The sequence below is a fragment of the Vibrio iocasae genome, from assembly GCF_042245395.1.
GTDB lineage: Bacteria > Pseudomonadota > Gammaproteobacteria > Enterobacterales > Vibrionaceae > Vibrio > Vibrio iocasae.
This window is the reverse complement of sequence record NZ_CP145310.1, coordinates 196,466-216,080: the sequence shown is the minus strand read 5'-3', so window position 1 is coordinate 216,080 and position 19,615 is coordinate 196,466. Positions and strand designations below refer to the sequence as shown.

Here is a 19,615-nt window from a genome sequence, read left to right as displayed (position 1 = left end):
CTTGCTAAAAACAGCACTATTTCTATAAATAGAGGCTAAATAAGGAAGTAAACACGAATAAGGGAACCTATTTTGAGTGACAACCGGCAGTTACTTTACTTCTCCCGCTTAACTAAGCTGGGGGTAAACAAAGAGATCTTTATTACTCTTCCTGAGGTTGCAGAAGTATTATTCACCAGCCCCCGACATTGCCGTACCTTGTTGAAACAGATGCATGAAACAGGTTGGATTGAGTGGACGCCTAAAGCTGGTCGAAATCAGCGTTCGCGCCTCTATCTTGTTTACAGCCTGGAAAAGTTGAAATCTGAACTCGCTCAACGATTAATTTCCAAAGGCAAGTACGAGAAAGCACTAGAAGCTATCGACAACAATCAAGAGCTGTTTGCACAGTTACTCAAAAACACGTCCGGAACTCAGAGACGGCAAGGTCGACTGCATATTCAGCTTACCTATGATCGAGTGTTCTCACCTCTCCTTCCTCATACGCCTTTGAGAAACAGTGAACGTTTCCTTTTGCGGCAGGTGTATAGCTGCCTAACTCACTGCACAGAAAGTGGAGAAGTTGAACCAGAACTGGCTCACCACTGGATATCTGACGATACAAAACTAAGCTGGAAGTTCTATCTTCGCCCTCACCTTAGGTTTCACGACAGTACAAGTATTACCTCAACAGAAGTTGTCACGCTGTTTGAGCAACTGCGAACCCTTCCTCTATATGAAAAGGAACTGGCTCATATAGAATCTATCAATGCGCCTAACTCACTGTGTGTGGAGTTCGTACTGAGCAAGCCTGACGCTGATTTTGCTGCGTTAATGTCAGACATTAAGTATTCGATTCAGCCATCCCACCAGCTTTCAGGAATACCAAATTCAGTCATTGGTAGCGGTATATTTCAGGTGCAGGAGCACAGCGATCAACGCCTTACTCTGCAAGCGTATGAGGGTTATCACGGGTTTCGAGCGCTTACTGACACCGTGACTGTATGGCAACTTCCGACTCACAACGACGATGTATTCGGCGACACAAAGCTGCAAGCGGGTATTACAAAACAGCTATCTCCCAAAGAGCCAACACCTAAACAGTCGGAATCCTTATGCTCGAATTACCTTTCGGTCGAGGGGGCTAAGGAAAGCGAAACAAATCAACCTGACGAAGATACGTTAAAAAGCCGGATTGAAGAGGGTTGTCTACTCGCGATTGTGAATGATAGTGCTAACCTATCTCTTCTACAGCGCGAGTATCTAAGCCAACTTTTTGATGCCGACCACCTGCTTGAGGAACTCAGTAATACCAAAAACAATGTGGAAGCAGTACCAGCCTACAATCTGCTTCCGGGCTGGATGAAAATGTTACCGACAGGAAAGTCGATTCATCCACTACCAGAGAACCTGACCATAGCGATATTCGAGCACCACGCTCTACAAAAATGCGCTGAGGCAACTTCGGTGATACTGAGTAAGGTTGGAGTGACATGCACCATCAACACATACTCTTTCGATACGTTCTACAAAAAGGCCAGAAATCAGGCACTCACTGAAGATATTGTTATGACGAGTATGAACCTGGACGACAATCGACCAGTATCTGCATTTTGCTGGATGCTTTCGAATCCAGTTTTAAATCAATGCTTAAGCAAAGAGACCAGAGAGTGGCTAGAACAAAAGCTATACGATGTGAGAAGCAATCAACTCGCAACGTCTTACATGAAAGAACTGGAATCCATCGCCTCGGCACTCATCACATCGCACCATCTGATACCCATGTTTCACCACAAACAAACGTTACGTTTTGAAGGGGTACTAAAGAGCGTATCCATTAATGTCTGGGGCTGGCCTGAACTTAGGGATGTATGGGCTGATTGATCTTCAAACAGCTCCCACGAAAAACAAGTTAGTTTCTCATAACCATAAGCCAGTAATGCCATAACTGGCTTATGAGATGACGGTCAGATGTCAGCATCCCAATAAGGAGGTTCACCATAAAAACCAGCAAAGTAATCGATAAAAGCTCTTACCTTGGGAGCAAGTAGTCGAGAACTTGGATATACCGCCCAGATAGCAGCTTCATCAAGCAGAGGATAATCTTCAAGAATTTGTACCAGCTCACCGCTTTTAAGGTGATTGTATGCAATCCAGGTTGCGCACATCGCAATACCCAACCCATTTACACAAGCGTCACGAACGGCTTCACCATGGTCAACACGGATGTTCCCTTTAATCCGCACATTGACAGAATTGCCGTCTACATTAAATGACCAGGTTTCCAAACCCGCCTGATTAATACACTTGTGGTTTTTAAGATCTTCTGGGCTTTCAGGTAGCCCAAACTCTTCAATATATTCCGGTGAAGCACACATAATGCGTTTGTCCACCGCTAACTTCTTAGCTATCAGAGTAGAGTCCTGAAGCCTTGCATTACGGATTGCCACATCAAACCCACCTTCAACCAAGTCAACAATGGAATCGGTAAGGCGAATATCGACAGAAAGTTCCGGATACTGAGTCAGAAAGCCCTTTAGTGCTGGCATAAGGTGCATGCGTCCAAATGATGCTGGTGCCGTAATTCTAAGAGTACCTTTCGGTTTAGTACTTCCTGTTCCTACTGACGCACGTCCTGTATCGATAGTCGCGAGTATCTCTTCAGCGTGGGGAAGAAAAGCCATCCCCTCCTCGGTCAATGATACCTTTCTGGTGGTTCGATGGATAAGGCGTGCACCCAGATCTTCTTCAAGGCGACTAAGGTGCATGCTCGCTAGAGGTGCCGACAACCCAAGCTCCTGGCCTGCTTGGCTGATGTTGTGTGTTGAAGCCACTCGTACGAAGAGTTTGAGGTGTTCAATGTTCATCTGTTGCAACCTGATAATTCTATATAGCAATGAGTCTATTGTTCAAAAATTGCAAACACAAGATTATTTTTAGTCGAGATTATTAAATATTTTTTAAATCTATTTCGGCAAATTGGTCAATTATCATCCCATGCTGCCGTTGCTATTCTGATTTTGCGCTAGGGTCTGACCCCATGCTCAACTTTTAATCTCACTATAAACAAGGAAAATGAAAATGGCTTACGAAGGCTACACTACTTTTACCGCAGCACAGGATGGAGCAATCCTAACGGTTACTTTTGACTACGGTTCTGTAAACGTACAGGGACAGGAAATGCTGGCAGACCTAAATGGTCTCGCACTTCGCCTGGAGCGTGACCGCAGTGTGAAAGTTGTTGTTTTTCAATCTGCGAACCCTGAAATTTGGGTTTGTCACTACGACACTAACTTGCTGAAAGAGATGTCAACTGAAGCTGTATCACGCGACGAAGCGAAGCTGCTAGACCTGCAATCTGTTCTTGAGCGAATCAGTAAAGTTCCTCAGGCAACGATTGCTAAGCTTGAAGGTTTTGCTCGTGGGGGCGGTCACGAGTTTGCACTAGCGTGTGACATGCGTTTCGCAGCTCGTGGCAAGTATAAGTTTATGCAGATGGAAGTAGGTATGGGAATCCTTCCTTGTGGTGGTGGTGCATCTCGCATGGCTCGCCAGACAGGCCTAGGCCGCGCTCTTGAAATCATCCTAAGTGCACGTGACTTCACTGCTGACGAAGCAGAAGCATACGGCACAATCAACAAAGCACTGGACCCTGATGAGATCGGTCCATACGTTGATGCACTTGCAAAACGTATCGCTCTTTTCCCTGCAGAATCAATCAATGCTTGCAAGCAAGCCGTTTATGAATCTATCGACAAACCAATTGAGGAAGCACTAAAGGCGGAAGCGTACTGGCTATACCAGGCAACAAGTAAAACGCCTGCGGTTAAACGCTTTGCTATTGCTGACGAGAAAGGTCTTGAGCACGATATCGAAAACCAGCGTAACTGGGAAGATCTTGTTGTTAACGTTCAGGAAATTAACTAAGTAAAACCAGCAGACCACAAGTAATACGTTGATAGTCCGTCTAATTCTCAGAAAATAATTGAAAGAGTTTCAGGGTTGGGCGTGATTATCAACGCTTTTTGTATTGCTACACTCACTTTCTATTAAATCGTACATATAACAAAAGGCCCAATATGTTAGGTGAAAATCACTCGTTGCTTAATGAATTCCCTGAATTTAAAGCACTTATTTCAACACTGGTTGCTGAGAACAAAGCGTTCGCTGCTGACACTAAAAAATATAACACTCTTGATGAAGAAATTCGCAAACTGGAGCTAAACGGCGCTCCCATTATGGATGGCTCTATGCATCAGATGAAACATGAACGCTCTGTGCTTAAAGATTCTCTTTACCAGCGCCTGCTTCAAAACCGCGCTAAGTAACAAGATAAAACCTCGGGAGAAATTCGGAGTAAAAGATGAAACTAAGAGATATATTCGCAGCTTTTGGGCTTCTGCTTTTCCTAGCTGGATGCAGTTCAAAACCAAAACATGTCCCTGTTCCTGAGGAGCTTCAGGCAGAAGTTCGTCTATTGAACGACAACAAGATCAGGTACTGGGGCGATATTGAAGATGGCATCTTTGAAATGTACGACCAACAGAACAAACTTCGCTGGAAGCCGGGCAAAGAATTTAACTTTCTTGCGACTTCCGGAGGTGGAGGCAATGGGGCATTCTCTAGTGGCATTCTGACTGCCTGGAGTGACAGCGGCGAACGCCCTGAATTCGATACAGTAACAGGTATTAGTACCGGTGCCATTGTTGCGGTATTTGCGTACCTTGGTTCTGAGTATGATGATGTCTTGACAGATCTCTATACAAATACTGATGATAAAGACATCTTCGATTCGTACAATATTTTCTCCCTATTCAATAAAAGCGCGCTGCTGGATACCTCTCCATTGCAGAAAAAAGTCAGGGATACGATAACACCAGAGATCCTTGATAAAATTGGGCAAGAGTACAATAAAGGTCGCCTGTTACTCGTAGGAACAACACACCTCGACAGTCAGCGTCTCTCGATCTGGAACATGGGGGAGATTGCGCAGATAGGAACGGAAGAATCAGAAAAGTTGTTTGAAGACGTGGTACTCGCATCTGCTGCCATCCCTGGCCTTTTCCAACCGGTTCAGATAGATGTTGAGATTGACGGTGTTACCTATCAGGAACTGCATGTTGACGGTGGTGTTACCCGGCAGGTTTTCTGCTTCAATGATGCGGTTACCTTCGAGGGTGACTGGTCTCCAGATAACGGGGACAGAAACAACTCCCATGTTTACGTTATTACCAACGGAGAGTTCTTGCCCCAGTGGACAACATCAGAACACTCGCTCTCTTATGTGGTTGAACGTTCAATATACACCATAATGAAATATCAAGGACGCAGTGACGTACTACGTATCTACGAAAAAGCGACTGCTGCAAACATGACGTTTAACTTCGCCTTTGTAGATGCTTCACTGAACAAGGAGATGTCGAAAGACAAACTGTTTGATTCGGAATTTATGAACGAACTCTATCACTTCGGCTACACGCTAACGCTATCCGATATGCTGTGGCATGACAAACCACCAGGCTTTAATAACGTTACGCCAAGTCAGGATCTAAGATTTTAAACAACAAACCGCTTCTTTGAGTAACTACAGAGAAGTGGTTTTCTGTTCGATATGAAGATTATTAATTTTTCTTTAATACTGATTCCTATAAAGAGCCAATTATCAAGAATATCAACCATTGTTAGACTCAGTCGTACAAAATACGTTGAGGAATTAATTATGCATTACGAAGGTAAGATCTATCGTCCTTGGATGGAAGCAGAAAGCCTGCTGATTCAAACAACACTGGGTTGCAGTAACAACCAGTGCACCTTCTGCACCATGTTCGATGACAAGCGTTTCAGCGTCCGTGATGTAGAAGATGTGTTTAAAGATATCGACGAAGCTCGGAAGCTCTATCCATATGTTGAATCAATCTTCCTGATTGATGGAAATGTCATGGCAATGAGAACAGAGAAGCTGCTTCAAATCGTGGAAAAGGTTAAGTCCACCTTCCCGGAGTTGAAAAACCTTGCTCTTTACTCCGGTTTTAACGATTTCCGCCGCAAGTCTGTTGACGAACTCAAAGAGATTCGTTCTGCAGGTGTAACGACTGCTTATTCAGGTCTTGAATCTGGTGACCCAATTGTACTTGAGCGCATCAAAAAGCGTATGACTCGCGAGCACGCGATTGAAGGTATGGCAATGGCACGCGAAGCAGGCATCAAGGTACTGGCTTCATTTATCTTTGGTCTGGGTGGTAAAGAACGTTCAAAAGAGCACGCGATCAATACCACCAGCTTGCTGAACATCATGCGTCCGGACGCAATCGCTCCAATGGCGCTGGCAATTCAGCCGGGCTCAGAGCTGGAAAGAGAAGTACAACGTGGCGAGTTTACACTCCCGACTCCTTTGCAAATTCTGGAAGAAGAAAAATACCTGCTGGAAAATATGGACGATTTTCCATGTTACTACTGGGGAGACCACGGCAACAACATCGCCTCTATGCGCGGTGTATGGCCACAGGCCAAAGAGCCATTCCTGAACAATATCAATAAGCAGATCGCACACAACCCTATTACTCAGAAAAACGTGATAGAAACTTTCGCCTGGTAGCAGGTAGGGCCTTTTCTCTATATAAAAAAGCCTGCTACTGGCGGTAGCAGGCAAAAACTTCCGAAGGAGTCCGGATAGAAAACTTATGCTGAAACGGCTCTGACCGTTTCTGAAATGTACTGCCACATAGCAGTTGGATTCGAGTACATTGGGAAATGACCACAACTTGGGATTTCAGCGAGCGTTACTCCCTTTGCTTCAATATGTGGCAGGTATGAAAGATTGCGATTTTGCACGCCATACATAAACATGGTCGGGCATGGCAAGCCAAGGAACTTCTCCATTAGCTCACCGTTATCTGACAGGTCTACCATAGATGTGAAGATAGGTTTTACCGCTTCAGCTCGTACCTTATGACGCAGGCTAGCGGAGTACAACGCACTGGCAAAGTCTGGAGCATGACGTGTTCTTGCAATAAACTCATCAAAAAATTCTGTAGCATTCTCTGCCGGGTAGTTCACTATCTGGCGGCTTAAGAAACAATCTTCTGGAGCGATATTGCCTTCAATATCGGTGAAGCTTAACACTCTGTCTCTGTTTTGGTGGGCCAGCATAAGCGAGGTAAGCCCACCCATGGAATGACCGACAAGGTGAAACTTATCAACACCAAAGTAACTCAAAACAGCCAAAGCCGTTTCTACAAAAAACGGAATAGAGATGGCGTTAAGATCTGAACAACTTGTTTCACCGCAGCCGGGGAAGTCATAAGCGATAAACCCGTGCTCGTTCAGCTCTTCACAAAAGATGATATCGGCATAATCTTCTTTGGTTGAGCCGAAACCATGCAGGAATACCAGAGGTGGCTTCTTCCCTTTTCTATATATTGCTGATACCTCTAGCTTTACATTGTCTATCAGCAAAGGAATGGTTACTGAGTCAAAAGTGGGGATGTTCTTATCCATTGTCATTACCTTACTGATTGCTCTCATCAATCAAAGATGCGCAAAATTGTTGGATTCGAGTACAAGCTTCGACTAATGAATCGTTATCAAGTGCATAGGCAACTCTCAAAAATGGACCAAGTCCAAAGGCACTCCCTGGGACGGCTGCCACATTAGTGCTCTCTAGAATAGCAGTTGCAACATCCTCGTCATTATTTAATTGTTTACCATCTGGAGTTGCTTTTCCAATCAGGCCGCTACAATCTGCAAACACATAAAACGCTCCGTCAGGCACATCACACTCAATGCCTTCTGCCTGATTAAGAAGTTGTACCACTAAATCACGACGCGCTTGAAAAGTATGTTTAGCTGTTTGGATAAAATCTTGTGGTCCTTGAAGGGCAGCAAGGGCAGCGTGTTGAGCAATACTGGAAGCCCCGGAGGTTTGCTGTCCTTGCAGCTTGGTCATAGCATCGATCAGCCACTTAGGCCCCGTACCAAAACCGATGCGCCACCCTGTCATAGCGTAAGCTTTTGAAACACCGTTCATTGTCAATGTTCGCTCTGCAAGCTCCGGAGCGACCTGTGCAAAGGTTACGTGTTTTTTACCATCAAAGATCAGATGTTCGTAGATATCGTCGGACAATACATGCACATGAGGGTGCTGTTTTAATACTTTCGCCAACGCAACCAACTCATCCCGAGAATAAACCGCACCGGTAGGATTTGATGGTGAGTTGAGAATAAGCCACTTCGTTTTAGGTGTGATTGCTTTATTAAGTTGCTCTGCGGTTAACTTAAACTGGTTATCCCGTTCACACTTTACTGTGACCGGCTTACCACCGCATACAGTGACCATATCCGGATAGCTCACCCAATAAGGCGCTGGGATGATAACTTCGTCATCAACATTCAGCGTCGCTGCCAAAGCGTTAAACAGAACTTGCTTACCACCGGTGCAAATGATGGTTTCACGCCAGTCGGTTTCGATACCATTTTCCTGAGTAAACTTCTTCGCGACAGCCTTGCGCAGTTCAGCCAGACCAGCAACCTGCGTATAGCGCGTGTGTCCGGCTTTAATCGCTTCGATTCCAGCTTCTGCGATATGCGCTGGAGTATCGAAGTCTGGTTCCCCCGCAGAGAGTGAGATGATCACTTCTCCACGTGCTTTTTTTTCAGCGACCTTGTCTATAACTTTATAAGTGGCCGAAGGCTTGGACTGCTGAAGAAAGTAATTTAAACGTGTGTTGTTATCCATCAGATTTTCTCCCTCATTGCCTGAAGCCCCATAAGCTCAACCGTAGTCGCACCTTCCATTAACTGGTTCATCATCACGCGTTCTTTCTCTTCGCGCTCGACACCTTTTTGCATGATAGTTTCTGCTTTATCTGCTGGCAGTATGACGACACCATCTTCATCGGCTATCACAAGGTCACAACTTGATACCGGTGTACCTGTAATCTCTATCGGTTCGCCGACAGAAATAAACGTATCCTTGAAAGTTCCTCGCACACTTATGCCTCTACTGAAAACGGGAAATTGGTGTTTTCGCAGCGCACTGATATCGCGTACACCGCCATCAATAATCAGACCTTTGATATTTCGTGCTTTCGCAGCGACCGACAACACTTCTCCCCAGTAACCCGCGATGAAGTTATCTGTTGTTACTACCAGGATACTGCCTTCCGGTGCCTGTTCTAAAGCGAGTTGAATACATAGGTTATCACCCGGAGCGCAAGCTACTGGAAATGCCGGACCAGACACTTCCGCTCCAGCCCACACCGGACGAATCTGGCTGTCTAGCGCACAGTTTTTCAGGCCAGAAGCTTCAAAAAGTGTCGATGTACCCAGTTGCAGAGCCAGTTCCAACTGCTGTGAAGAGTATGCTGATGTCATATCACTGTTTCCTTTGCAGAGTGTGGTAACCAAGCGATTCTCGAGCTTGTTTGATGGTTTTTCCTTGCTGAATTTGCTCACGAATCTTTGACTCAACATCCTCGATCTGACGCGCAACCTCAGCCACATGCTGCGCATGCTTTTGTGGCACGACAACGACGCCACTGGCATCACCGATAATGACATCACCTGCACTCACTCGTACGGTGCCGATGGTGACAGTTTGGTTAACAGACTCTACTTCAACGCGGTCTTTACCGGTTCGCATGAAGCGACCTTTACTGAATACCGGGTACTGGTCGGAAATCGCCTTGTTTACATCGCGGCAAACACCGTCGATCACCGTGCCTTTGATTCCTTTGATACCTGCGTACTGAGTAAGAATATCGCCCCAGACTGTACAGTCAGTGCGTCCGTCATTGTCAATAACTACGATGTTCTCTGGAGAAACATCATCGATATAATCACCAACGGTGCCAGCTGGAATTCCTGCCGGAACATATTTCACCGTAAAGGCGATACCTACAACCGGGGTTGCATAGTCTTGCAGCGGCATAATATCCAGTGCCTGACCGTGAATCCCTAGCTTATCCAGGGCATCCGAGATACCTGCAGTATCTAAACCAGTAAACAGCTCACAAAGGGCTGCGTTATCTAAAACGTGATGTTCTGTACTCATAGATATTTCCTCTGTTTACTTGTTGATGGCTTCGAACTGAGAGTCATGCATCACTTCAGCAACACTGCGCCCTTGTCGCACCTCTTCCACCATACGTTCTTGACGTCGGTCGATTTTCTCCGCCATATCAAGCACCGCTTCAATATGCTCTTGAGGAACAAATACCGTACCGCAGCGATCAGCGATAACGTAATCATCTTCGTTAACTTTTACGCCGCTAAACTCAATCTCACATCCCGAGTCGTACTGAACAACACGGTTGCGCGCACTTATCATGGTGATCCCTTTGCCATAGAGCGGATAACCAATAGATTCACTCCCTTCAATATCTCGTGAGCAACCATCGATCACGCTCCCGCGAATGTGTTTAACGGTCGCAGCGTTAGCAATGATGTCTCCCCAGCATGAAATGCCCGGTGTACCACCAGCGATAACCAGAATTCTGTCGTTAGTTGTAATAGCGTCAATGACGGGCGTGATCAGATGTTGAGCCGGTTTTTCATCTTTTTTAGGTCCAAGCTTTATCGTACTCGCTCGACCGACAATTTTTGGGCAATCCCAAAGAGGACGGACACCAAAAGTAGCTCCAGAAAGACCAAGAAAATCCAAAGCATCCGAAACGGTATTTGTGTCTAATTTATCTAGACGTTCAAGTAGAGAAGAGTGCATAAAAATATAGACCTCTGCGTAATAACTGTTGAGTCTATTATTTAATCTTGTGATGATATGTAAATTTCTATTCAAGTATCTCTGTGATACGAAAAACGTATTACAAAATTGACTACTATGATGCTATGACTACAGCAAATTTAAGAGGGCATGATGCTTGTGAGCAAAATCGATTATCGGTTAATCAAAAAGTTATATCTGTTTCTAATTGTCGCTGAAGAAGAGAATTTTGGGCGTGCAGATAAACGTTTAGGGATGTCTCAGCCTCCTTTAACGGAACAAATCAAAGTGTTGGAGCAATCACTTAAGTTAACGCTTTTCGAACGCTCTCGAAGAGGCACTAAACTAAGTCCTGCTGGTAAAGCGATTCTCCCACTAGTCAGAAGCTTTGCAGATCATATGTTCTCTCTAGAACAGACCGTGAAAGAAGTCGCGAACGGTCAGTCTGGTGTACTTCACATTGGCTCCATTACATCCGCCATGTTTGAAGTCGTGCCAGGATTAATAGAGCACTTTAAACAGGTGTTCCCGACAGTCACCATTTTTGTCAACGAGATAGATAGCGCAGAAGCGCTTGATGCATTGTCTACAGGAAAGCTCGATCTTGCGTTTGTGCGTGTCGAAGGCGAACAGTGCAATAAACTGAAGTCACTCCCTTTGTCCGAAGATAAGTTAGGCATTGCGATTTCAGCTAACCATCAGATGGCCAACCATACTCAGATTAAGTTGAGTGACCTACAAGATGAAGCGTTTGTTATGTCATCCAGGCAAGTAAACCCAACCTACTTTGACCTTTTAACTGAAGCTTGTCGCAACTGTGGTTTTAATCCACGTATTTTATATGAAGTTCGCTCGATTGCTGCTCAGATTGCTTACGTAAGCTGTGGTCAAGGTGTTGCGTTTGTCCCGATGAGTATGGAGAACATGATTCCTGAAAACGTAAAACTAGTCCCGCTAGAAGAGTCTATCTCAGTGGTAACTGCCGCTTTAGTCTGGAATCCAGAGCGCAGCCACCCAATGGTTGACTACGCTGTTGCGTGGCTGATGGAACAAACCAATGGTGCTGATACTGAGTTAGTATCAGAGCCTTAGTTAAAGAGTATTTCACTATAAGCAGCAAGATAGTGAGAATGTGCCGAATCATAAGATGAGGACACATTTTGGATACATATTTTAGTTTTGCTGTCATTGCTCTGGCAGTTGTGTACATGCCGGGACCGGGAACTCTTAAATCAATCAGCAATGCCATCAACTTTGGTTTCCGCGGTTCGGTTATCGGTATTTCAGGGCTAACACTAGGCGTATGTGTTGTTGCTGTTTTATCAGCAACCAGTTTGGGACTGCTATTGATCTCTTCTCCACAGGCCTTTCATGTAGTCACTTACTGCGGTGCCGCTTACCTTCTTTATCTAGGAATAAAGTTGTGGTTCACAGACAAAACATCATCAGGGCAAGTGAAGACACAGGCATTCCGAAAACGTAAGGTGTTCGGCGAAGGATTTATCTTGCAGTTCTCTAACCCAAACGCCATTTTGTTTTTTTGCTCTGTGTTTCCACATTTTATTGATGACAATAAAAACTACACAATGCAGTTTTCTCTACTCATCTCGGTATTTTGTGTAGCCTTTATCTGCGCCCATATGACTTATGCGCTATTGGCTTATAAAGCACGCTCCGTGTTTACAGGAAATAACCAAGTGTGGATCAATAAGATTAACTCCGCATTGTATGTTCTTCTGTCTGGCTACCTGGTATGTGGCATTTGAGTCGCTTGTTTAGCCAGTTACGCTCTGAGTTTCCTGTTTCTTTAGCTGCGGTTTTCTATCCTGACTTAAAATAACCCCAAAAAAGATAATACCAATCGCAATCCATTGAGCTGCAACCAGACGTTCACCTAGTAAGAGCATGGAAAACACCAAAGTGAATGCAGGGATTAAGTTGATATAACCCGCTGAAGTAGAAGCTTTAATATGGGAAAGCGAATAGTTATACATGCCATATCCACCCAGAGAAACAACCAGACCTAAATAGATGATACTTCCAATGGCGTCGAACGAAACCGCTGTTGGCCAATCAGAAGCCAATGCAAGTGGTAAAAAGAAAGCAGTACCAACAAAACTCTGGATCGCAGTCAGGACAAAAGCCGAATATCGCTGAATTAGGTGCTTAATTAGTAGCGTATACCCCACAGCCATGACCATAGCTCCAAACTCTAATAAATTACCTAGCACAGGATTTGGAGCTTGCTCACTTTCTGTACCGCCCAATGTCATCCATACCACACCGATCACTGCGATAATAAGACCTCCCCATTGCCGTGGTGTATTGCGCTCTTTTAAAAGAAAGTAAGCCGCAACAGCAACCATTAAAGGCAACATGGATGTGACCATCCCTGCTTGACCAGCACTGGTAAAACGTATCGCTTGAGCCTCGAAAATAAAATAGAAACAAGGTTCAAACAACGCCATACCAGCTAAAAGTTTCCAGTCCCCAGTCTCATAGCTAATCCCGTGACGGATCCATGGCCATAGCAATAGAAAAGCCAGCGAGCCAGTGGCCATACGTAAAAAAACCACAACCATAGGAGCAACTTCTCCAACAGCGATTTTTAAAGCGATAAAAGATGTCGACCAGATAACAACAGCGGTTAAAACGGCCAGATGGGCTTTTAATAACGCTCGATTCATTATGAATTCCTTAAATAAACGATACTTCCTCATAACCAAGCTGACTATAGAACTTCTTCGTTCAGTGTGTCATTGAGAGCCTGAGCCATTTCCTTGTATTGGTATAGGATTACCCTAAATCTCAAACCACATACAAGACCGATATTAAATAATCGATTGCATTCACATTACTTATTGATTTAATAAACGATACTACATACCTTAACCTGGATGTCATCACTATCCGGATAGGATTTCCCCTCATTGATAGCATCAATTGACAATACGCCAAGCTAGAAACGGAGATATCTATGAACAAGCGTATATTGGCATTACTGGTTGCAGGGGCTTGTCATCAAGCATACGCAGCAAGTGATCTGCCAAGGTTGGCCTGGGTCGACGACCCATCAAGCACAGTAACGATTGGCTGGCGACAGCTAAGCGGCACAGAAGCAAAAGTGACGTACGGCCCTACTGAAGACAAATCCAAGTGGACTTATCACTATGCTGATCGAACTACTTCCATGCAACACCCTGACGACGCAAAAGGTACCACTCTGGATACCACTTTTGCTGAGATCAAGGGCCTAAAACCAGATACCGCATATTACTTCCAAATCTGTGATTCAGAAGGTTGTAGCGAAACTTCCTGGTTCAAAACTGCACCTGCAGAAGCGGGTGACTTCACCTTTGTGGCCGGGGGTGACTCCCGTACTAACCAGACTCCGCGTCAGGATGGTAACAAGTTAGTCTCTAAAATCCGCCCTCTGTTTGTACTGTTTAACGGTGACTACACCGACAACGGTACTCATGATGAATGGGTAACCTGGCTAGAAGACTGGCAGTACAGCCGAAGTGAAGATGGCCGCGTTTATCCAATCGTTGCCATTCACGGTAACCATGAAAACGATGTTATCGACATGACCCGTGAAGTATTTGGTATCCCTGAAGAAGGCTACTTCACCCTGAATGTGGGTGGCGAGATGATGGAAATCTTCGCACTGAACTCCGAAACTGAGCCTGGCGTTGGTTATGGTGCATACAGTGACCAGACATCAGCAGCGTGGGATTCTCAGACGTCACAGTTCGCTAAAGATGCAGCCTCATCAACAGCTGATTGGAAGATCGGTACTTACCACAGACCAATGCGCCCACATACCAGCGGTAAAACCGAAGGTACTGGCCGTATCGATGCATGGGCAAAAACCTTTACAGACAACAATTTCGACCTGTTAATCGAGTCTGATACTCATATGACCAAGTACACATTCCCTGTCGTAGTCAGTGACAAGGAAGGGTCGTATCAGAGCTTCAAGCGCGACGATGCTCGTGGTGCAATGATAATCGGTGAAGGTAGTTGGGGGGCTCCTACTCGTCCAACCGACGATGACAAACCGTGGACAATGGACAGCGCCTCATTCTGGCAGTTCAAGCTGGTTCATGCCTCTCCTGACAATATGCGCATCCGTACCGTGCGTTTCGGCTCTGAAGAAGAAGCCGCAGCTGGAATCAATATCGATACAAGCTCTGTCACGGCATTGACACAAGATCAGCAGGATGAAAACGCATTTGCTATGCCTGCTGGCCTGCCACTTTGGGCTCCTCTGTCAGGTAGCTACATTGATCTACCTAAGACTGGTTTCATCGGTGCAAACATAGACAATAAGCAGCTCGTTGGCACAGGATCTATCTGGAAATATCTGGATGATGGCAGCTCACCAGCAGACTGGACGACTGAAGAGTTTAATGACTCTAAATGGGCGAAAGGCTATGCCCAGTTTGGCTACGGTGACGGCGATGAAAAAACGGAAGTTAGCTTTGGTGGCGATGCAGACAAGAAACATGCAACTACCTACTTCCGAAACAGCTTTACTGTTGCTGATGCCTCTAAAGTTATCAAGCTAACGCTGCGTTTATTGCGTGACGACGGTGCTGTGGTTTACATCAATGGTAAAGAAGCAGTTCGCAGCAACATGCCATCAGGTGATGTAACAAGCGCTACTTTTGCGACCAGTGGTATTGGTGGTGCAGCAGAGAAAACTTACTACGAGTACCCTCTGTTTGCTGACCTTCTGAAAGATGGTAAAAACACCATTGCTGTTGAGGTTCACCAATCAGGCCTAACTAGCTCTGACCTGAGTTTTGATATGGATCTGACTGCGGTCGTTTCCAACATCAAGGGCGAGGTTCCTGCTGAACTGGCAACAACAGTTCAAGCTACAGCGAAGTCTACCAGTGAAATCGACATCACATGGAGTGATGAAGAGAGCTTTAACGAAGTGGGCTACCAGCTAGAGCGTAAAGTGGCTGATGGCAACTGGGAGATTCTGACCTGGCGACTAGAAGCTGACGCAACCAGCTTTGGTGATTCAATGCTGACAGAAGGCGTTAGCTACAGCTACCGTGTTCGTCCATACAGCGCAGCTGGCCTGGCTCCGGTTAGTGAAGAAGTGACTGTTACAACACTTTCGAACGAAGTGCCTAAACTGTTCGAAGAACGCTTCGACTCTGAAAGCTTTGGCGCTATAACCATGTTTGATGCGGCAAGTGACAAATCGTGGGTGGTTAAGCCATATAACGGCAATGCTTCTGCATACATGAATGGTTACGGAGCAAGTACACCATCAGATGACTGGATGATCCTTCCTGCTCTGCCTCTGTCTTACTACGCGAACAAGACGCTTGAGTTCGATCCTGCATATAACTATGACGGACCACTGATCGAAGTGAAATACTCAACGGACTACGACGCAGCGAAAAATGTCGATCCTTCATCTGCAACCTGGACGACTATCCCGGTTTGTGAAAACGGCGAAACAGGCTTCTGCTGGGAAGAGCCTTCTGTTAATCAGTACACGTTCGAGCCAACAATGGTTGACCTGAGCAGCGTATCTGGTGACAACGTGACTATCGCATTCAACTATATCTCTACCGGTACTGGTGGCGGTGATGGCCGTGGCTGGAGAGTAGATAACATTGTTGTACGTGGTAACTATGTCGGTAGCACGATTGTTGGTAGCGACCTGTCGGCTGGTGTTCCTTCTGACTGGACGAACTACAACGTTGCAAGTACAGCTAACTGGGAAGCGGGTACACAAGCGGATCGAAATGGTGCCATTATTAATGGTTTCGGTGCAGATACAGCAAGTGAAGACTGGCTAATCTTCCCGGGAGCTGAGCTATCTGCCGACGATATGGCTTCTGTTCGCTTCGATTACTACCAGAAGTATGGTGGTCCGATGCTGAAAGTGATGGTGTCGACCGACTACACAGATGGTAAAGATCCGTCCACAGCGACATGGACTGACTTAGGCGTTGAGTTCCCTGCTCTGCACGGTGACTGGATGTCGATGGGACCTGTTTCTCTGGCAGGCTATGAAGGCAATGTGCACGTAGCATTCCTTTACACATCGAAAGGTGTAGGCCCGGGTGACGGTGCTCGAATCGGTATTGCCAACGCTGAGATTCAGCGCAACATCGAAGGTGTGGTTCAGCAAACAACGCTTGCTGAAGAAGAGTTCAATACTGTTGGTGCATTCGGTACCTTCTCTACATTCAATGTTGCCAGCAACGCTGAATGGGTCATCGAAGAGCGCGGTGGTGAACTGGCTGCGGTAGCAAATGGCTTTGGCGCAGATGCTGCAAGTGACGACTGGTTGATCTCTCCACAACTGTTCATTCTGAACTGGCAAAACGCACAGATCAGTTTTGACCTGTACTGGAAGTACGGAGGTCCTGAGCTTGAAGTCCTAATCTCTACGGATTACGACGGTAAGAGCGATCCAACCTCTTCAGACTTTAACTGGACAGTTCTGAAGGTTGATCAGTCTGAAGCAACTCTGCCTGCAGAAACCTGGACTAACTACCTTGTTGATGTCTCTTCATTCAGCGGGAAAGCCTATGTTGCCTTCAGATATACCTCTATTGGTACAGGTGGTGGCGAAGGCCGCCGTTGGGGTGTCGACAACTTTAAGCAATTGAGCACCTTTGGAAAGACGAAATGATTGTAAAACTCAGCCTGTTCGTTGGGCTTCACAGTGCTAACGAATATGTCCTGAGTGAATAAAAATAAGCACCTGCTAGCAATAGCAGGTGCTTAATCATTTCTACGTCTTGTTGTTCAAGGAATAATAATGAAAAGCAAAGCATTTATCCCTTCATGGTTTAGCCACCTATTCTGGTTACCGACTCTGCTTGTGCTCATCTTCACTGGTTTGCGTATTAGCGCCAGCCGGGAAGATGGATTGGCCAGCTCTCTGGCCGGGCTATTGCCTGAAGGAAATGTTCATCAATGGCACTACTTTGCGGCCTTTGCGTTTATATTTGCCACCAGCTACTACCTGATCAATTTTTTGATCCGTAAAGGCTGGCAACGTCTACATCTTAGCGGAAACTGGTGGGAGCAAGCCTCCGGGTGGTTTCGTGCTTCACATTGGTTAGGATTATTACTGTTATTGCTTAATAGTATCGCTGGCTCGATTTTGATGCTAAACCCAGCGGCTGAAGTTATCGAAATTCATCTGGCGCTATGCTGGGCATTCGCTGGCTATCTAGCTCTTCATCTGATTTTAGTCATTACATCCCGTGGCCTGATTAACAGTCTGAAAGTATTTGTGCCAAACAGCAAAAGCTTCCGCCCTGTCTATGCACTACTTGCCGCCCTAATCGTGTTTGCTGGCTATAGTCTGGAATCCAGTGACAATACTTTGGTACTGGCGAAACGAAAACATGATATAGAGCTGGATGGCGAAGCGAGAGAATCGGTATGGCAAAGTGTTCCGGAGCATATTGTTCACACTCGCCACGGTGCACAACAGTCTGAAGTAACAGTGTCTGTACGAGCGTTTCATGATGGTGAGTCTGGCTACTTCTTATTTCAATGGCCGGATACCACTCGCAGCCTGAAGCACCTGCCACTAATAAAAACCGAAGATGGCTGGAAAGTGGTGCAAACGTCGGCGAAAAATGCCGATGAGAATCGATATTATGAGGATAAGTTTGCCGTAATGCTGTCATCCAGCGATCAGTTTGCTGGCGGTGGTACAACTCATTTAGGTAAAAAGCCTCTTAAAGCGCATCCAAAGTCTTCCGGAGAACGAGGACTGCACTATACCACTGACGGAAGCTATACCGATGTCTGGCACTGGAAAGCCGTACGTACCGGATTGAGCTTCGGTCAGGCAGACGATAACTACTTCGGACCGCCATCTCCGTCTGATTCTGAATACAAACGTTACACAGGGGGTTACCAGAAAGATCCTGACTGTGAACATCTGGTTCGCTATGAAGCGGGCGACTTTCATCGCAAACCCGAATGTGGTGGTTTTGTGATGAACTGGAAGATATACAGCGACGATACCGTGCAGCCTAAACGTCTGCCAGCAGACCCGAATTTTATCAAGAGGATGGGCAATACCGACCTTAACAGCGAAAAATCTGATTACGGCCGTTGGTGGATGAAGTGGGACGAGACGGTCGCTTACAACCCGGACAGAGATACCTATCCTATTGGTACGATTATCCCGTCAGTGATCACTTTGGGTCAGTTCTCCAAAGGTAGAGGTGATGTCTTCACCGGAGCCGACTGGGACAACGGTGTCTGGACTCTGGAAATTAAGCGTAGCCTGGAAGTGGATAACCAGTATGACTTGCCACTTGAAGATGATATCTATCTTTGGGTTGCTGCATTTGATCATTCTCAGACTCGTCACAGCTACTCGTTACGACCGTTAAGGTTAGTGATCAACTGATATCAAATAACCAGCTAAGATTAAACAAGAAGGGAATCTAACAGGAACCACTATGAAAAAAATCTATCTAGCAGCCTTCGCAAGCTTGATTCTCTTGGCTGGCTGTTCTGGTACTAACCCAACATTGGGATTAAACGATGGAATGCTCATGCCTTGTCCAGATACACCAAATTGCGTGAACAGCCAAATAGTGGGTAGTGAAGAACACTCTATTGAACCCATTGTTTACTCGGGAAACGAAGCGGATGCTCGCGACAAACTTTTACAGATTCTTGAAGGTGAAGTAGGTGCAAAGACATTAGCTACAGCTGATAACTATGTTGACGCAGAATACACTTCAATGTTCTTCCGGTTTGTTGATGATGTAGAGTTTTACCTTGTTCAGGAAGCCAATGACAGGACCGTAATCCATGTTAGATCTGCCTCTCGCCTTGGCAAAAAAGATTTTGGTGTTAATCGAGAACGTATAGAAAGGATCAGGGAAAAATTCAACCAGTAGT

At 45.7% G+C, this 19,615-nt stretch carries 17 protein-coding genes; 10 read left to right on the top strand and 7 right to left on the bottom strand.

All coding sequences use genetic code 11. The features are described 5' to 3' along the window. The first annotated feature begins 72 nt into the window (after positions 1–72). Complete coding sequence (locus SNR28_RS00940) at positions 73–1,863, top strand: SgrR family transcriptional regulator (protein ID WP_375749147.1); 1,791 nt, start codon at positions 73–75, stop codon at positions 1,861–1,863. 83 nt (positions 1,864–1,946) lie between these two features. Here the strand turns inward: SNR28_RS00940 and SNR28_RS00935 are convergent, their stop codons facing one another. Further along, positions 1,947–2,846: a LysR family transcriptional regulator gene (locus SNR28_RS00935; RefSeq protein ID WP_375749146.1), complete on the bottom strand. Its 900-nt coding sequence runs from the start codon at positions 2,844–2,846 to the stop codon at positions 1,947–1,949. Between the two features lie 214 nt (positions 2,847–3,060). Here SNR28_RS00935 and SNR28_RS00930 point away from each other — a divergent pair, with 214 nt between their 5' ends. From SNR28_RS00930 to SNR28_RS00915, 4 genes are all read left to right on the top strand, one after another. After that, on the top strand, positions 3,061–3,906 hold the full coding sequence (locus tag SNR28_RS00930) for an enoyl-CoA hydratase/isomerase family protein (protein WP_375749145.1): 846 nt from the start codon (positions 3,061–3,063) through the stop codon (positions 3,904–3,906). Between the two features lie 152 nt (positions 3,907–4,058). Then, positions 4,059–4,307, top strand: coding sequence for a YdcH family protein (locus tag SNR28_RS00925; protein ID WP_375749144.1), 249 nt, complete (start codon positions 4,059–4,061; stop codon positions 4,305–4,307). 35 nt (positions 4,308–4,342) lie between these two features. Then, the gene (locus tag SNR28_RS00920; RefSeq protein ID WP_375749143.1) at positions 4,343–5,539 is read left to right on the top strand and encodes a patatin-like phospholipase family protein; all 1,197 of its coding nucleotides are present in this window, start codon (positions 4,343–4,345) and stop codon (positions 5,537–5,539) included. Positions 5,540–5,698: 159 nt separating this feature from the next. Further along, positions 5,699–6,574, top strand: coding sequence for a radical SAM protein (locus tag SNR28_RS00915; RefSeq protein ID WP_375749142.1), 876 nt, complete (start codon positions 5,699–5,701; stop codon positions 6,572–6,574). 83 nt (positions 6,575–6,657) lie between these two features. On the opposite strand, the gene SNR28_RS00910 is transcribed toward SNR28_RS00915, so the two are convergent. The 5 genes from SNR28_RS00910 to SNR28_RS00890 are packed head-to-tail and all read right to left on the bottom strand — an operon-like array spanning position 6,658 to position 10,699. Then, positions 6,658–7,476 (bottom strand): alpha/beta fold hydrolase, encoded by an 819-nt coding sequence (locus SNR28_RS00910; RefSeq protein WP_375749141.1) that lies wholly within the window; start codon positions 7,474–7,476, stop codon positions 6,658–6,660. Between the two features lie 10 nt (positions 7,477–7,486). After that, positions 7,487–8,713 (bottom strand): pyridoxal phosphate-dependent aminotransferase, encoded by a 1,227-nt coding sequence (locus tag SNR28_RS00905; protein WP_375749140.1) that lies wholly within the window; start codon positions 8,711–8,713, stop codon positions 7,487–7,489. Further along, positions 8,713–9,351 (bottom strand): RraA family protein, encoded by a 639-nt coding sequence (locus SNR28_RS00900; RefSeq protein WP_375749139.1) that lies wholly within the window; start codon positions 9,349–9,351, stop codon positions 8,713–8,715. Before SNR28_RS00900 ends, SNR28_RS00905 begins: the two co-directional genes overlap by 1 nt. Position 9,352: 1 nt before the next feature. After that, positions 9,353–10,030 (bottom strand): RraA family protein, encoded by a 678-nt coding sequence (locus tag SNR28_RS00895; protein ID WP_375749138.1) that lies wholly within the window; start codon positions 10,028–10,030, stop codon positions 9,353–9,355. Between the two features lie 15 nt (positions 10,031–10,045). Then, positions 10,046–10,699 carry an RraA family protein gene (locus tag SNR28_RS00890; protein WP_375749137.1) on the bottom strand — a complete coding sequence of 218 codons (654 nt, stop codon included), beginning with the start codon at positions 10,697–10,699 and terminating at the stop codon, positions 10,046–10,048. Between the two features lie 159 nt (positions 10,700–10,858). Here SNR28_RS00890 and SNR28_RS00885 point away from each other — a divergent pair, with 159 nt between their 5' ends. Further along, positions 10,859–11,791 (top strand): LysR family transcriptional regulator, encoded by a 933-nt coding sequence (locus SNR28_RS00885; protein ID WP_375749136.1) that lies wholly within the window; start codon positions 10,859–10,861, stop codon positions 11,789–11,791. 68 nt (positions 11,792–11,859) lie between these two features. Then, positions 11,860–12,465, top strand: a complete 606-nt coding sequence (locus SNR28_RS00880; protein WP_375749135.1) for a LysE family translocator — start codon at positions 11,860–11,862, stop codon at positions 12,463–12,465. 9 nt (positions 12,466–12,474) lie between these two features. Here SNR28_RS00880 and SNR28_RS00875 read toward each other — a convergent pair whose 3' ends face one another. Then, entirely contained in the window at positions 12,475–13,386 is a 912-nt protein-coding gene (locus SNR28_RS00875) for a DMT family transporter (RefSeq protein ID WP_375749134.1), read from the bottom strand. A 290-nt stretch (positions 13,387–13,676) separates the two neighbouring features. Here SNR28_RS00875 and SNR28_RS00870 point away from each other — a divergent pair, with 290 nt between their 5' ends. The 3 genes from SNR28_RS00870 to SNR28_RS00860 all read left to right on the top strand — a co-directional run bounded on the left by SNR28_RS00870 (position 13,677) and on the right by SNR28_RS00860 (position 19,614). Beyond that, positions 13,677–17,369: a choice-of-anchor J domain-containing protein gene (locus SNR28_RS00870; RefSeq protein WP_375749133.1), complete on the top strand. Its 3,693-nt coding sequence runs from the start codon at positions 13,677–13,679 to the stop codon at positions 17,367–17,369. Positions 17,370–17,498: 129 nt separating this feature from the next. Further along, a complete protein-coding gene (locus SNR28_RS00865; RefSeq protein ID WP_375749132.1) occupies positions 17,499–19,115 on the top strand; it encodes an ethylbenzene dehydrogenase-related protein in 1,617 nt (538 codons plus the stop codon). 52 nt (positions 19,116–19,167) lie between these two features. Then, positions 19,168–19,614, top strand: coding sequence for a DUF1499 domain-containing protein (locus SNR28_RS00860; protein ID WP_375749131.1), 447 nt, complete (start codon positions 19,168–19,170; stop codon positions 19,612–19,614). Position 19,615 lies beyond the last annotated feature (1 nt).

What these genes read in the sequence shown, in the direction of transcription:
- SNR28_RS00925 (WP_375749144.1), top strand. Translation starts at nt 4,059, where the DNA reads ATGTTAGGTGAAAATCACTCGTTGCTTAATGAATTCCCTGAATTTAAA.
- SNR28_RS00875 (WP_375749134.1), bottom strand. Translation starts at nt 13,386, where the DNA reads ATGAATCGAGCGTTATTAAAAGCCCATCTGGCCGTTTTAACCGCTGTT.
- SNR28_RS00860 (WP_375749131.1), top strand. Translation starts at nt 19,168, where the DNA reads ATGAAAAAAATCTATCTAGCAGCCTTCGCAAGCTTGATTCTCTTGGCT.
- SNR28_RS00915 (WP_375749142.1), top strand. Translation starts at nt 5,699, where the DNA reads ATGCATTACGAAGGTAAGATCTATCGTCCTTGGATGGAAGCAGAAAGC.
- SNR28_RS00895 (WP_375749138.1), bottom strand. Translation starts at nt 10,030, where the DNA reads ATGAGTACAGAACATCACGTTTTAGATAACGCAGCCCTTTGTGAGCTG.
- SNR28_RS00870 (WP_375749133.1), top strand. Translation starts at nt 13,677, where the DNA reads ATGAACAAGCGTATATTGGCATTACTGGTTGCAGGGGCTTGTCATCAA.
- SNR28_RS00930 (WP_375749145.1), top strand. Translation starts at nt 3,061, where the DNA reads ATGGCTTACGAAGGCTACACTACTTTTACCGCAGCACAGGATGGAGCA.
- SNR28_RS00920 (WP_375749143.1), top strand. Translation starts at nt 4,343, where the DNA reads ATGAAACTAAGAGATATATTCGCAGCTTTTGGGCTTCTGCTTTTCCTA.
- SNR28_RS00935 (WP_375749146.1), bottom strand. Translation starts at nt 2,846, where the DNA reads ATGAACATTGAACACCTCAAACTCTTCGTACGAGTGGCTTCAACACAC.
- SNR28_RS00910 (WP_375749141.1), bottom strand. Translation starts at nt 7,476, where the DNA reads ATGGATAAGAACATCCCCACTTTTGACTCAGTAACCATTCCTTTGCTG.
- SNR28_RS00900 (WP_375749139.1), bottom strand. Translation starts at nt 9,351, where the DNA reads ATGACATCAGCATACTCTTCACAGCAGTTGGAACTGGCTCTGCAACTG.
- SNR28_RS00890 (WP_375749137.1), bottom strand. Translation starts at nt 10,699, where the DNA reads ATGCACTCTTCTCTACTTGAACGTCTAGATAAATTAGACACAAATACC.
- SNR28_RS00905 (WP_375749140.1), bottom strand. Translation starts at nt 8,713, where the DNA reads ATGGATAACAACACACGTTTAAATTACTTTCTTCAGCAGTCCAAGCCT.
- SNR28_RS00865 (WP_375749132.1), top strand. Translation starts at nt 17,499, where the DNA reads ATGAAAAGCAAAGCATTTATCCCTTCATGGTTTAGCCACCTATTCTGG.